The organism is Bradyrhizobium sp. Y36 (genome assembly GCF_002531575.1).
Classification (GTDB): domain Bacteria; phylum Pseudomonadota; class Alphaproteobacteria; order Rhizobiales; family Xanthobacteraceae; genus Bradyrhizobium.
This window is the reverse complement of sequence record NZ_NWTI01000004.1, coordinates 273,363-285,874: the sequence shown is the minus strand read 5'-3', so window position 1 is coordinate 285,874 and position 12,512 is coordinate 273,363. Positions and strand designations below refer to the sequence as shown.

Sequence of the window (12,512 nt, the reverse complement as noted above, 5' to 3'; positions counted from 1 at the left end):
CTGCTTCGTTTTGATTGACCCTGTGTTCGCTTCAGAACCAGGGATTGTCCGCCCAGTGCCGCCGCTCGAAGGCGCTGATGTCGTCGGCAAAGACGAGCGTGGAGCTGATCGCGTCGCCTCCGGTGAGGAACGCTTGTTTCCGCGCGGGCTCGATCGGGAAGGGCACGGTGCCGCCGCCGTCGATGCGGATCAGTTGCTGTTCGAGGTCGATGCTGAGGCGATTGCGCGCGGGGTTTGCGACGATGTCGGCGATCCCACTGACGGTGGCTGCGTCGAGACTGATGGTCAGCAGGCCGTTATTGGCGCAATTGTCGCTGAAGATGCCGGCGAAGGTGGTGCCGATCAGGGCGCGGATGCCGAGTTGCAGGAGACCCCAGACCGCATGTTCGCGGCTCGACCCGCAGCCGAAATTCGCGCCGACGACGAGAAAGCAGGCCTCGCGATACCCGTCTGTGTTCAGGATGAAGTCCGGATTCGGCCGGCCCGCATTGAACCGCAGCAGGTTGAAGGCGCCATGGCCGAGGCCGCTGCGATCGACACCCTTCAGGAACATCTTCGGCATGATCACGTCGGTGTCGATGTTGGGCGTCGTCATCGGCGCGGCAACGCCGGACACGTGATGGAACGGCGTCATGGCGCGTCTCCTCCGATCAGCTCGCGCACGTCGGTGATGCGGCCGGTGACGGCGGCGGCCGCGACCATCGCCGGGCTCATCAGATGCGTGCGCGCACCAGGGCCCTGGCGTCCCTCGAAATTGCGGTTGGTGGAGGAGGCCGAGCGCTGGCCCGGCGCGAGAATATCGTCGTTCATCGCAAGGCACATCGAGCAGCCGGACTGCCGCCACTCCACGCCCGCGTCGATCAGGATCTGCGCGATGCCTTCCGCTTCGGCCTGCGCGCGAACCTGGGTCGAACCGGGGACCACAATGGCGCGGACGCCTGAGGCGACGCGGCGGCCCCTGAAGATTTGAGCGGCGTCGCGCAAATCCTCGATGCGCGAATTGGTGCAGGAGCCGATGAAAGCGAAGTCGATCGGCACCGACTGGATCGGCGTTCCCGGCGCGAGGCCCATGTAGGCGAGCGCGCGCGTGGCCGCGGTCTTGCGTTCCGCGGTGGCGTTGCCGGAGGGATCGGGAATGCGTTCGGTCACGGCAATCGCCTGATCCGGGCTCGTGCCCCAGGTCACCAACGGCGCGACTTCGCCAGCGTCGATCGTCATCTCTCGGTCGAAGCGCGCGTCCGAATCGGAGCGAAGCTGCAACCAGGCTCGTGCGGCGCGATCCCACATCTCACCCTTGGGCGCGCGCGGCCGTCCCTCGAGATAATCGAGCACCTTCTGGTCGGGCGCGATCACGACGCCACGCGCACCGGCCTCGACGATCATGATCGACATCACGATCCGAGCCTCGACACTCATCGTGGTCAAGGCGGGGCCGGCGAACTCGACCGCATATCCGGTGGCGCCATCCGCGCCGATGCGCCGGATGATCTCCATGACGATGTCCTTTGACGTGATGCCGAGCGAAGGACGCCCGGTCACGTCGATGCGCATCGTCTTCAGGCGGCGATAGAGGACGGTCGATGTGGCGAGATAGTGCTCAATGTCGGAGGTGCCGATGCCGTAGCCGAGCGCACCGAAGGCACCATAGGCGGTGGTGTGACTGTCGCCGGCGGCGATCACCATGCCGGGCATCACGAGGCCCTGTTCGGGCGCGACGACATGCTCGATGCCCTGGCGCGGATCGAGAATGTCGAAATATTCGATCCCGAAATCGCGGGCATTGTCGGCGAAATAGTCCACCTGCCGCGTCGCGTCGGCATCCGGCATCTGCCGCGTGCGGCGGGCCGCGGTCGGGTTGACGTGGTCAACGACCATGAGCGCCGCGGCGGGGTTGCGCACCTCCCGCCCGGCCGCGCGCAAGCCGGCGAAGGCCTGCGGGCTGGTGTATTCGTTCAGGACGGTGCGATCGACATAGAGCAGCACGAGCCCGTCGTCGTCGATCTTGCGCACCACATGCGCGTCGATGAGCTTGTCGTAGAGAGTGCGCCCGGACATTCCGCCTCCATGGGACTTCTGACTTTCCCCGACCGTGCAGGCACCCCTTCTGGAAATCCAATGTCAGCTCATGATATGATTATGCAGAATTTGCATAAGCGGGCGGGATCATGGAAATCAACTGGCTGCACGATTTCATCGCGGTGGCGGCGACGCGCAGCTTTTCACGCGCCGCGGAGCAGAGGAATTCGTCGCAGCCGGCGCTCAGCCGCCGGATCAAGGCGCTGGAGCTGTGGGCAGGCGCCGCGCTGTTCGAGCGCACGACGCACGCGGTGAGCCTCACGGCCGCGGGCGAGGCGTTTCGCCTCACCGCCGAGGACGTCATCCGCCGGCTTTCAGCGGGCCGTCTCGAGGCCCAGGAGCTGGCGCGGGGCTCGTCGGACGTGCTCAAATTCGCATCGACCAACGCGCTGTCGCTGACCTTCTTTCCGGACTGGCTGCGCGGAATCGAGACCGAACTTTCCTTCGTGCCGAGTGTCCAGCTGGTCGCCAACCACATGGAGGCGTGCGAGCGCATGCTGCTGGCCGGCGAGGTGCATTTCCTTCTGTGCCATCATCATCCGGCGGTGGTCGCAGCGGTGACGACATCGCAATTCCGCTCGGCTCACGTCGGCAACGACCGTCTGATCCCGGCATCCGTGCCTGTTTCGAGATCGGGCAAGATCCCGCGCTTCAGGCTTCCCGGAACCGAGGCCGCGCCGACGCAGTTCCTTAGCTTCCGGCCCGAGTCCGGTATGGGGAAGATCCTCGAAGCGGTCCGTTCGACATCGCCGCTGAAGCCGCAGCTGAAGCCGGCGTTCACGTCACATCTCGCCAAGCTTCTCGTCACCATGGTCCAGGCCGGCCGCGGCATGGCCTGGCTTCCGGAGAGCCTGATCGGCGACCAACTCGCATCGGGCGAGCTGGTGAGGGCCGGCGGACGGGAGTGGGAGATTCCGATCGAGATCCACGTGTTCCGGCCGAGATCGCGGCTGACGCCTGCGGCGGAGGCATTCTGGAAACACGTTCAGGAGCATCCACCCGAAAGCAGCACGCGCAAGGCGGCGCGTGTTCGTCGCGGCCGAGGCTAGCGCCGCTACTCCTCCGGCTCGGTCGTGAACAGCAGGGGATAGCCCTTGGCGCGGCCGGCGTCGGTGGCGCGGGTGGCCTTGGTCTCGGCGACGTCCTTGGTGAACACGGCGACGACGCAGGCGCCGAGCTTGTGGGCGGTGATCATCACCTTGTAGGCCTGATCCTCGGTCATCCGGAACTCGGCCTTCAGGATCATGGTCACGAATTCACGCGGCGTGTAGTCGTCGTTGATCAGGATGACCTTGTGCAGCTTCGGCCGCTCGACCTTGGTCCTGGTCCGCGTCTTCGGCTTGCTGACGGTGTCGTTCATTCCGCCTCCTGGACGCGGCGGGCGCGGGTTCCCCGCCGGGAGCGATCAGCTCGTAGCCTTCGCACCATATTGCAGAACCTGCACCTTCTCCAAGGTGATCAGCCCGCTCGATATCATGCCGTCGAGGATGGGCAGGAATGCATTGATGTTGTCCTCGCTGTCGACGATCTCGATCAGCAGCGGCAGATCCTCCGAAAGCCGCAGGATCTTGGAGGTGTGCAGCCGGCTCGACTTGCCGAAGCCCATGGGACCGCGCAGCACGGTGGCGCCGGCGAGATGCAGCTCGCGCGCCTTCGTCACGATTGCCTCGTAGAGCGGTTTGCCGTCGAAATGATCGCTCTCGCCGATGAAGATCCGGAGCGAAACTGCCTGATTGGGAATTTGCATGCTCAGCTCCTTGTCAAGCGGTTGTAGCGGCTCGCCATCATATGGCCGATCCATACCGACACCAGCCAGCAGATCACGGATGCGGCGATGTAGGCGAGCGCGGTGTATTTCATGCCGCCGTGGAACAGGCGGAAGGTCTCGAGGCTGAAGGTCGAAAAGGTGGTGTAGCCGCCGCAGAACCCGGTCATGATGAACTGCCGGTGCTCGGGCCGTGCCAGCATGCGGCCGTCGGGACCGGTCAGCGTCGCGTAGAAGCCGATGATCAGCGAGCCCGTCGCGTTGATGAACAGGGTGGCGAAGGGAAAGCCCGGTCCGGTGTCGAGCGCGAGCCCGACCAGATAGCGCGTCAGTCCGCCGACGATGCTGCCCGCGGCAACCCAGGCATAGAGCGTCGCACTGCGCCAGCGCTCGGAGGATGGGGAGTTCATCGCACGCTAGCCTCCAAGACTGTCCGCAAGGAGGAAACCGCAACTGACGGCGGCAAGGCACAGCCCGACCGAGAGAACGACGTTGCCGAACGCATGCATCGGCTCGCCGCTGCGCGCGAGCGTCAGCGTCTGCAGGCTGAACGAGGACACCGTGGTGTAGCAGCCGAGAAAGCCTGTTACGGCGAACAGCCATGGATCGGGCGCGGCGAAGGCCGAGCCGGGATGGGTTGCCAGCGCGCCGAAAATGCCGATCAGGAAGGCGCCGGTGACGTTGATGGTCATGGTGCCCCACGGAAACGTCTCGCCCAGCCGCCGCGCGATCGCGCCGGAGACGAAGTAGCGCGCGCAGCCGCCGAGGACGCTGCCGATCATGATTGCGATTGCCCCGCTCAGCACGATGAAGCGTCCTCCGTCATCGTTTGTCCTCCGTGGCCAGTCCATTGCCGATGGCGAGCAGCCCCAGCAGTGAAACCAGGGCGAAGCCGAGCCCCGCGAGGAACGTTCCGGCCGGACCATAGGCGTCCCACAGCGCGCCCGCGATCACGCTCGCGGCCAGCAGGGCAAGGCCGGTGAACAGGTTGAAATAGCCGAACGCGGTGCCGCGCAGGCTGGGCGGTGCGGCGTCGGCGACGAGGGCCGAGAGCAGGCCCTGCGTCAGTCCCATGTGCAGCCCCCATAGCACGACGCCGAGAGCAAGGCCTCCGAGACTCGGCAGCAGCGCGAGCGCAAGTTCAGCGCCAGCGAGGAAAACGAGGCCGAGCGCGAGCAGGCCGGTCCGGTTGATGCGGTCCGAGAGCACGCCGGCCGGATAGGCGGAGAGCGCGTAGACGATGTTCATCAGCACCAGCACCGCCGGCACCCACATCGCATTGAGGCCGATGTTCTGTGCGCGCAGGATCAGGAACGCTTCGCTGAAGCGCGCGAGCGTGAAGACGACGCCCACGGCGACGACGCGCCAATAGACCGCGCCGAGCTGGCGCATCGCGGCGAGATTGAGCGGGTTCTTGGCGGGCTCCCGGCCCGGGTCCGGATCCGGCTCGCTCACGGCGAACGTAATCAGGCCGAAGGACAGGAAGGCCGGCAGCACGGCGAACCAGAACACGAGGGCGAAATTGTCCGCCGTCAACCACATCAGGCCGATCGCCATCAGCGGCCCGACGAAGGCGCCGATGGTGTCGAGCGACTGCCGCAGGCCGAAGCTCGCCCCGCGCAGGCCGACGGGCGCGATATCGGCGATCAGCGCATCGCGCGGCGCGCCGCGGATGCCCTTGCCGACGCGATCGACGAAGCGCGCCGCCACCAGCCATCCGACGCTGGGTGCGAGCGGGAACAGCGGCTTGGTGAAGGCGGCAAGGCCATAGCCGAGGGCGGCGAGCAGCTTGCGCCGGCCGAGCCAGTCCGACAGCGCGCCGGAGAAGATCTTGGTGATCGAGGCCGTCGCTTCCGCCATACCTTCGATGAAGCCGACAGTCAGCGTCGAAGCGCCGAGCACGGTGACGAGATAGACCGGCAGCAGCGCGTGGATCATCTCGGAGGAGACGTCCATCAGCATCGAGACGAAGCCCAGCACCCAGATCCCCCTGGGCAGCGCGCTGCGTGCAGTATTCGGTGTCGTCGTCGTCACGTCTTCGCCTTTGTCGCCAGACAACAAAAAACCCGCCACCGGCGGGTTTGTCCATGCTCCCGCCGAAGGCAGAGGCTCAAAGATTGCCCCTCCTCAAGCAGAAGTCATCAGCCCACTACGGTCAGAGGCCGCCGGGCGGTTATCGGGGGACTCCATCCCCATCTGTGCGGCCAACCTAGCACGGAAATCGGGCTGGACAAGTGGCGGGGGCTCTGTCCCGTGACGCGTCGCTCCCACATCGCGCATCGTGAACCCGATGGTGCGAGCGCGTTCCGGCGGCGCGAGCGCGGCCATATGGCGGCAGCTTTGCGCAAAGCGCGTGCACGCCGAACCCGCAGATTCCTAACTCGAATGTGAAGCACAAGCGATCTTCGCGCTTTGCGGCAAGGCGATTGCATGTCACCATCACGTCATACGACGGGAGGCTGCGATGCGCTTGCTGTTCTCGATCGGGGCTGTACTGGTTGCCGGCATGTTCGCCGGAGGGGACGTCGCGGGCATCGCGGCACCGGGGCCGAAATTCGAGCCGCCCAAAACGCAACCGCAGCGGCTTGCGGCCGACAGAGACGCGCAGACGGTCGACGTCGAGTTGATCCTCGCGGTGGACGTCTCCTATTCCATGGACATGGACGAACTCGCGATCCAGCGCGAAGGCTATGCGCAGGCGATCCAGTCGAAGGAGTTTCTCCAGGCGCTGAAGCTCGGCCCGAACGGCCGGATCGCGGTGACCTATTTCGAGTGGGCCGCCTCGAGCGATCAGAAGGTCATCATTCCCTGGCGGCTGGTCGACGGCCCGGAGACGGCCGATGCGGTCGCCGCCGAGATCATGAAGACGCCGATCCGGCGCGCCTCGCGCACCTCGATCTCCGGCGCGATCATGTTCGCGATGCCGCTGTTCGACGAGGATCCCTATCGGGGCTTGCGCCGCGTCATCGACATTTCCGGCGACGGCCCCAACAACAATGGTGGGCCGGTCACCGTGGCGCGCGATGCCGCGCTGGAGAAGGGCATCGTCATCAACGGCCTGCCGATCATGGTCAAGGAGCCGTCCTATTCGACCATGGATATCGACAATCTCGATCTCTACTACGAGGACTGCGTCGTCGGCGGTCCCGGCTCCTTCGTCATCACGATCAAGGATCGCGACAAGTTCAAGGAGGCGATCCGCACCAAGCTGCTGATGGAGGTCGCCGGTCGCACGCCCGAGCGTCCGGTGGTGCGCGTCGCCGACAAGGAGCCGCGCGTCAATTGCCTGATCGGCGAGAAGATCTGGTCGGATCGCTGGGGGCGCTAGAAGCCGGATCCGGAACAGGCGGGGAGGCGGCCTGAAGCGATCAGGCCCAATGTTCCCGTGCCGGCTGAGACCTTTTGCCCGCCCCGGCGATGCCTGAACTTAACCGCTCGTTAACCGGCGCGGGGCCCTAATCGCATGGTTTCTGTTCGTTTCCGCTCGGCATCCTGACATTGCCGAAGCGGACGAAAACGGGTTGTCAGGCCCGTCCCCGAGCAATCCAATGGCCATCGTCTCATCGAGCACCAGTCAGATTTCGCCAGCCAACGAGCGCCTGTATCACCAGAGCGCTTTGATCGGCGACTGGAAGGGCAATTGGGTGGGCAACGGCAACCAGCCCGTCGGCTTCAAGGTCGTGAACATCCGCGGTGCCCGGGCGCAGGTCGAGTACACCCATAACGGGCACACCGAGCGCGGCTTTGCCGAGGTCCAGGGCACGCTCATCACGTTTGGCGGGGTCACGGTCGGCACCAAGGACGGCAAGAACATGGTGATGCTGTTCTCCTTCGGCGGCGCCGGCAAGCAGACCGCGAACCTCGAAAAGCAGGCCCCGCCGGCTTCCGACAGCCGTCTTATGGGAAGCTGGGGCGGCTATTCCAGCGACAACGGCAAGAGCGCGAGCTTCAAGGTCCTGGCCGTCAACGGCAAGGAAGCGCAGGTCAGCGTCACCACCGACGGCGTCACCCGCCAGGGCACCGGCTACGTCTACAAGAACGTCATCATGTTCGGCCAGGCGCAAATCGCGACCGATGACGGGCAGAACGGCAAGATCATCTATCAGGTCGGCACCAAATCCTTCGTGGTGCCCGTGACGAAATATCCGCCGGCGGATTCGTCGTCCTCGGTGGACAGGACCGCCTGAACGCGCCGGCCTCTGCCCGGTGTTTCATCACCGCGTCGGCGCCCGCTTCACCAGATGCGGGATCGTGAGCGGCAGGAGCGCGGCTTCCTGGAGCGCGCCCTTTTCGTTGATCAGATAGCGGTCGTTGAGCGCGAACAGCACTCGCGCCGCCTTGGGCGACGACCAGATGACGTTGCGGTGCGACCCGTGCAAGACCTCGCCCGCGCATGCTAGACTGCGCGGGAGCGATTGCTCGCGACGGAGAGAACAGATGGCCGACGAACATCCGATGCTGGCCGGCTGCGCCACCGTTTTCGTCGTCTCCGACATCGCCGCGAGCCTCGCCTATTACCGCGACGTGATCGGGTTCGAGGTCACCTTCGAATACGGCGAGCCTCCGTCCTATGCCTGCCTTTGCCGCGATGAGGTCGCGCTGCATCTGCTGGCGGCGCGTGCGACGAAACGGATGCCCGGACAAGGCGGTCTCTGCATTTTCGTAAACGACGTCGACCGGATCTATGCCGAGATGACGGGACGCGGCGCAAGGCCCATCAACCGGCCGGAGGACCGCGATTACGGCATGCGCGATTTCGACGTCGTCGATGCCGACGGCAATCAGCTCACCTTCGGCATGGGTATCCCGGAACCCGGCTGAGACGCCGTCGGCGCAGCCTCGCTGGCATTCCTCCTTCCAGGAGGGTATGATTTGTGCGGTTTTCGAAGGTCGTCCGAATGTCCCGCCTTGCAGCTTCATGCGGTCTCGCAGCTCTCCTTGCCGTGCTCGGCCTCGGCGCAGCGCCCGCCGATGCTCAGGTTGCGCCGCTGAGATACTTCATCCCCGGCGGGCCGTTCGGCTTTGGCGGCAGCGATGGCCAGAGCTCCGATCCTTACGGCAGTTTTTCGAGCTTCAATGCCGACGAGGTCGGCGGGCGTACCAATTTCGCCAACGGCTTCTTTGTCGGCAGCCAGCGCGGTAATCTCAATTGGAGCGGCCTCAGTCAGGCCGGATTCAATCAGGCCGGACTTGCCAACAATTTCAGCGCGCTCTCTTATGACAGCACGCAGTTCGGCTACACCACCAAAAGCCTGGGCGGCATGCCGGTCACGTTCTTTGCCGGTGTCGACACGCTGAAATACGGCAACGGCATCGGCAGCTCGGTTGCTCCGCTGACGTCTGGCACGGCCCCCGGCACCAGCGCATTTGCAGGCATCGAGTTCAAGCCGACCTCCAATCTCAGCCTGTCGTTCGGCGCCGGCGTGATCCAGCAGGACTCCGGCCGCATGGACAGCGACATCCGGTCGAACATGCTGCCCGGCGAGTCGCCGGCCTTGAGCGGCCTTCGGCGCTAGGAGCGCATCACCGCTTCCGGCGGCCGCCGCGGCGATCTCGGCAGGTCCGGGCCGGCTCCGAAACGCATCACGATGTCGGGTCGGCGCTCGCCAAGGCCGAGCGAGGCCGCAAATTGCGGCCTCAGCGCCGCCACCTCGACCGGCTGGTTGACGAAGGAATATTTCAGCCCGAGTGCGGTTGCCTGCAAACCAAAACGCTGGCAGGCGCGGCCGACCGCAATCCAGTGCGCCTTGTCGCTGCGATCGGCCGCGAGCACGACGACGCCAGAAGAGCTGGCGAGCTGCTGGCGATACTTCTCGTTTTCCCCGCTCTCGGTGAAGAAGAGCTTCAGCAGCGGCCGCGCCAGCCACGACGGCAAAGCGGGATTTCCCGAGGCGGGCGCGAACAACCCGTCCAGGGTCGCAAGCGCCTCCGCGTCGTTGAAGCGAATCCAGCTCACGAGCTCGCGCATGAAGGCCTTGTCGCGCATTTGCGCCGAATTGCCTTCGAGCACATAGTCGGTGATCCCGGCGATCGCGTTGCGTTCGGTCAACAGGATGGCGGTGACATCAGGTTCGCGGCAGGCATCTTCGAGCCGGCGCAAGGTCTCGGCCGTGGCCGGCTTGCCGTCAAACGGCGCGCGCGTGCATTGCCTGACCGGAATCGCGGCCGCCAATGCCGATGCGGCGACCGGCGCTTGCTCGAGCGCGATCACGATCCTGTCGCCGTCGATGACCGGGTCGGCGCGCCAGCCCAGCGTGGACGCGGCAAGGATGAGGTTCTCGGCGGCGCAGCCGAGACTGACGAAAAGGTGATGGTCGTCGGGATCGACGGCCGGACAGCGGCGCGTGAAATCGGGTGCGATCGCGATCTCGTTGCCGCGCGCCGAGAAGATCCACGGCTGGGTGTTGTGGCTGTTGGCGGCGAGCGTGGCAAAACGCACGAGCTCGCGATCCCTTGGCACGGACTGCAGGGGAGCGCGCGATGCCGCCACGACCGCGTCGAAGGTCACGGCCGCAGCTGCAGCGGGGTCGATCGCCGCCCCGGAAAGTGCGAGCGCGGCCGCGATGAATTGGCGTCGGTCAACCACGAAAGTCCGCTCCACGTTGAATTGCGCAGGACGCTTTTAAGTCAGCGGGCGGCGGCGCGATTGACTGGCATCAAGCTTGGAGGACGCACGCCCGATTATGAGCTCTACCGCGTGAACCGTGCCACCAGCTCGACATGCGGCGTGTGGCGGAATTGATCGACCGGCACGACGACCTCCAGCCGATAGCCGCCGTCGATCAAGAGCCGAGCGTCGCGGGCAAAAGTGGCGACGTTACAGGACACCGCGATCACGACGGGCACCTTGCTTGCGGCAAGCTTCAGGGCCTGCGCCTGTGCGCCCTGCCGCGGCGGATCGAACACGACGGCGTCGAAATCGCGCAGCTCCGGCGGCACCAGGGGGCGGCGGAACAGGTCGCGCGGCTCGGCCTTGATCGGCTTCAGGCCCGGCGTGCGCGCGGCTTTCGCCAGCGCCGCGACGGCACCGGCATCGCTGTCGTAAGCGGTGACACGGGCCTTCTCGGCAAGCCTGAGCGCGAACGGCCCGACGCCGCAGAAGAGATCGAGAACCTCCTTCGCCTTGCCGATGCGCTCGGTGACGAGCGCGGCCAGCGTCTCTTCGCCCGCCACGGTCGCCTGCAGGAACGAGCCCGGCGGCAGCGTCACCTCGGCGCGCCCCATCTTCACCGTCGGGGGCAGGCGTTGCAGCACCAATTCGCCGTGCCGCGTCAGCCGCGCCAGGCGGTGCTGCTCGGCGACGCGCGACAGCGCCGTGACCAGCGGCGTCGGCAGCGGTCCGGAGCCGCGCACGTCGACATCGAGGCCGTTGGCGGTCGCGGTGACCTGGATGTCGAGCGGCTTGGTCACCGGCATCTTCGACGTCAGCGGCTCGGCGAGCGCCCAGGCGGCATCGAGCGCGCCGTCGAGCGCAGGATCGAGGATGGGGCAGCGATCGATGGGGATGACGTCGTGCGAGCTCGTCGCGGAGAAACCGACCTTGAGGATGTCATGCGTGCCGAAGCGGCCGTGCAGGGTGATGCGCCGGCGGCCGGCGCCATGGGCATCGACCAGCGGCGCGACCTCGCAATCGATGCCGGCCTGCGCCAGCGTCTCCACCACGATGCCGCGTTTCCAGGCGTGGTACGGCTCGGCCGCCCAATGCTGGATCGCGCAGCCGCCGCAGACGCCGAAATGCGGACAGAACGGTGTGATGCGTTCCGGGCTGGCAACCTCCACGGCGAGCAGCTTGCGACGGTCGGGATGATGACCCACGACGTGGTCCACCTCGACGGTCTCTCCGCCCAGCGTGTAGGGCACGTAGAGCGCATCGCCCGTGGTCAGGCAAACGCCGTCGCCGCGATGACCGACGTGATCGATGGTCAGGCGCTCAACCACGGCGCGCGCCCAGGAAGAATTCGATGTTGCCGTCGCCGCCCGATATTGACGACGGGAATACCTCGATGTCGGTGCAGCCGAGCGAGGCGGCGAAGGCGGCGATGTCGTCACAGATCTCCTGATGCACGGCGGCATCGCGGACGATGCCTTTCTTGTTGTGCTTCCGGTCTGCCTCGAATTGCGGCTTGATCAGGGCCAGCAGGCTCATCGGCGCCGCCGCGAGGGAAAGCGCGACCGGCAGCACGGTCTTGAGCGAGATGAAGCTGACGTCGATGACGACCACGTCGGGCCGCGCCGGCAGCCGCTTGCCTTCGTAGCTGCGGATGTCGGTCTCCTCCATCGACACGATCTTGGAATGACCGCGCAGCGAGGGGTGCAGCTGGCTGGTGCCGACGTCGATCGCGAACACCAGGCTCGCGCCGTTCGCCAGCAGCACTTCGGTGAAGCCGCCGGTGGAGGCCCCGACGTCGAGGCAGACATGGTCCTCGATCTCGATTGCGTAGCGCTCCAGCGCGCCGGCGAGCTTGACGCCGCCGCGGGAGACATAGGGGTGGGCGGGCTCGGCCTGGATCACCGCGTCCTCGGCGATCGTCTCCGAAGGCTTTGCCACCTGCTTGTCGTCGGCCGTGACCAGCCCGGCCTCGATGGCCGCGCGCGCCCGCGCCCGGCTCTCGAACAGGCCGCGCTCGACCAGCAATACATCCGCGCGTTTGCGGGCAGGGGACAATCGACT

Annotated in this window: 16 protein-coding genes and 1 riboswitch; of the genes, 5 read left to right on the top strand and 11 right to left on the bottom strand. The window is 66.0% G+C overall.

Features of this window, described 5'->3' with window-relative positions; translation table 11 throughout:
• Positions 1–31 precede the first annotated feature (31 nt).
• Positions 32–634 carry a 3-isopropylmalate dehydratase small subunit gene (gene leuD / locus CO669_RS10090; protein WP_097659650.1) on the bottom strand — a complete coding sequence of 201 codons (603 nt, stop codon included), beginning with the start codon at positions 632–634 and terminating at the stop codon, positions 32–34.
• Positions 631–2,055 (bottom strand): 3-isopropylmalate dehydratase large subunit, encoded by a 1,425-nt coding sequence (gene leuC, locus CO669_RS10085; protein ID WP_097659649.1) that lies wholly within the window; start codon positions 2,053–2,055, stop codon positions 631–633. The genes leuD and leuC overlap by 4 nt, the downstream gene beginning before the upstream one ends.
• A 110-nt stretch (positions 2,056–2,165) precedes the next feature.
• On the opposite strand from leuC, the gene CO669_RS10080 reads away from it, so the two are divergent.
• Positions 2,166–3,125, top strand: a complete 960-nt coding sequence (locus CO669_RS10080) for a LysR family transcriptional regulator (RefSeq protein WP_097659648.1) — start codon at positions 2,166–2,168, stop codon at positions 3,123–3,125.
• Between the two features lie 5 nt (positions 3,126–3,130).
• On the opposite strand, the gene clpS is transcribed toward CO669_RS10080, so the two are convergent.
• The 5 genes from clpS to CO669_RS10055 are packed head-to-tail and all read right to left on the bottom strand — an operon-like array spanning position 3,131 to position 5,875.
• Complete coding sequence (gene clpS / locus CO669_RS10075; protein ID WP_097659647.1) at positions 3,131–3,436, bottom strand: ATP-dependent Clp protease adapter ClpS; 306 nt, start codon at positions 3,434–3,436, stop codon at positions 3,131–3,133.
• Between the two features lie 45 nt (positions 3,437–3,481).
• On the bottom strand, positions 3,482–3,823 hold the full coding sequence (locus CO669_RS10070) for a DUF190 domain-containing protein (protein WP_097659646.1): 342 nt from the start codon (positions 3,821–3,823) through the stop codon (positions 3,482–3,484).
• Between the two features lie 2 nt (positions 3,824–3,825).
• Positions 3,826–4,251, bottom strand: a complete 426-nt coding sequence (gene crcB / locus CO669_RS10065) for a fluoride efflux transporter CrcB (protein WP_097659645.1) — start codon at positions 4,249–4,251, stop codon at positions 3,826–3,828.
• Positions 4,252–4,257: 6 nt separating this feature from the next.
• Positions 4,258–4,692, bottom strand: coding sequence for a fluoride efflux transporter CrcB (crcB, locus tag CO669_RS10060; protein WP_097659644.1), 435 nt, complete (start codon positions 4,690–4,692; stop codon positions 4,258–4,260).
• Positions 4,664–5,875 (bottom strand): MFS transporter, encoded by a 1,212-nt coding sequence (locus CO669_RS10055; RefSeq protein ID WP_097659778.1) that lies wholly within the window; start codon positions 5,873–5,875, stop codon positions 4,664–4,666. The genes crcB (CO669_RS10060) and CO669_RS10055 overlap by 29 nt, the downstream gene beginning before the upstream one ends.
• A 91-nt stretch (positions 5,876–5,966) precedes the next feature.
• Positions 5,967–6,044: riboswitch (Fluoride riboswitch) on the bottom strand.
• A 261-nt stretch (positions 6,045–6,305) separates the two neighbouring features.
• Between CO669_RS10055 and CO669_RS10050 the strand changes: the two genes are divergently transcribed.
• Both CO669_RS10050 and CO669_RS10045 read left to right on the top strand, forming a co-directional pair.
• Positions 6,306–7,169 (top strand): DUF1194 domain-containing protein, encoded by an 864-nt coding sequence (locus tag CO669_RS10050; protein ID WP_097659643.1) that lies wholly within the window; start codon positions 6,306–6,308, stop codon positions 7,167–7,169.
• Positions 7,170–7,389: 220 nt separating this feature from the next.
• The gene (locus CO669_RS10045; RefSeq protein ID WP_097659642.1) at positions 7,390–8,028 is read left to right on the top strand and encodes a hypothetical protein; all 639 of its coding nucleotides are present in this window, start codon (positions 7,390–7,392) and stop codon (positions 8,026–8,028) included.
• A gap of 27 nt (positions 8,029–8,055) precedes the next feature.
• Here the strand turns inward: CO669_RS10045 and CO669_RS36305 are convergent, their stop codons facing one another.
• On the bottom strand, positions 8,056–8,220 hold the full coding sequence (locus CO669_RS36305) for a hypothetical protein (RefSeq protein ID WP_245444253.1): 165 nt from the start codon (positions 8,218–8,220) through the stop codon (positions 8,056–8,058).
• A 58-nt stretch (positions 8,221–8,278) separates the two neighbouring features.
• Here CO669_RS36305 and CO669_RS10035 point away from each other — a divergent pair, with 58 nt between their 5' ends.
• Entirely contained in the window at positions 8,279–8,662 is a 384-nt protein-coding gene (locus CO669_RS10035) for a bleomycin resistance protein (RefSeq protein WP_097659641.1), read from the top strand.
• Between the two features lie 77 nt (positions 8,663–8,739).
• Positions 8,740–9,357 carry a hypothetical protein gene (locus tag CO669_RS10030; RefSeq protein WP_097659640.1) on the top strand — a complete coding sequence of 206 codons (618 nt, stop codon included), beginning with the start codon at positions 8,740–8,742 and terminating at the stop codon, positions 9,355–9,357.
• Here the strand turns inward: CO669_RS10030 and CO669_RS10025 are convergent.
• From CO669_RS10025 to CO669_RS10015, 3 genes are all read right to left on the bottom strand, one after another.
• Positions 9,354–10,427: an Acg family FMN-binding oxidoreductase gene (locus CO669_RS10025; protein ID WP_245444251.1), complete on the bottom strand. Its 1,074-nt coding sequence runs from the start codon at positions 10,425–10,427 to the stop codon at positions 9,354–9,356. The two genes, CO669_RS10030 and CO669_RS10025, sit on opposite strands and share 4 nt — an antisense overlap.
• Before the next feature lie 104 nt (positions 10,428–10,531).
• Entirely contained in the window at positions 10,532–11,779 is a 1,248-nt protein-coding gene (locus tag CO669_RS10020; protein ID WP_097659638.1) for a class I SAM-dependent RNA methyltransferase, read from the bottom strand.
• The gene (locus tag CO669_RS10015) at positions 11,772–12,506 is read right to left on the bottom strand and encodes a TlyA family RNA methyltransferase (protein ID WP_097659637.1); all 735 of its coding nucleotides are present in this window, start codon (positions 12,504–12,506) and stop codon (positions 11,772–11,774) included. Before CO669_RS10015 ends, CO669_RS10020 begins: the two co-directional genes overlap by 8 nt.
• Between the last annotated feature and the right edge of the window lie 6 nt (positions 12,507–12,512).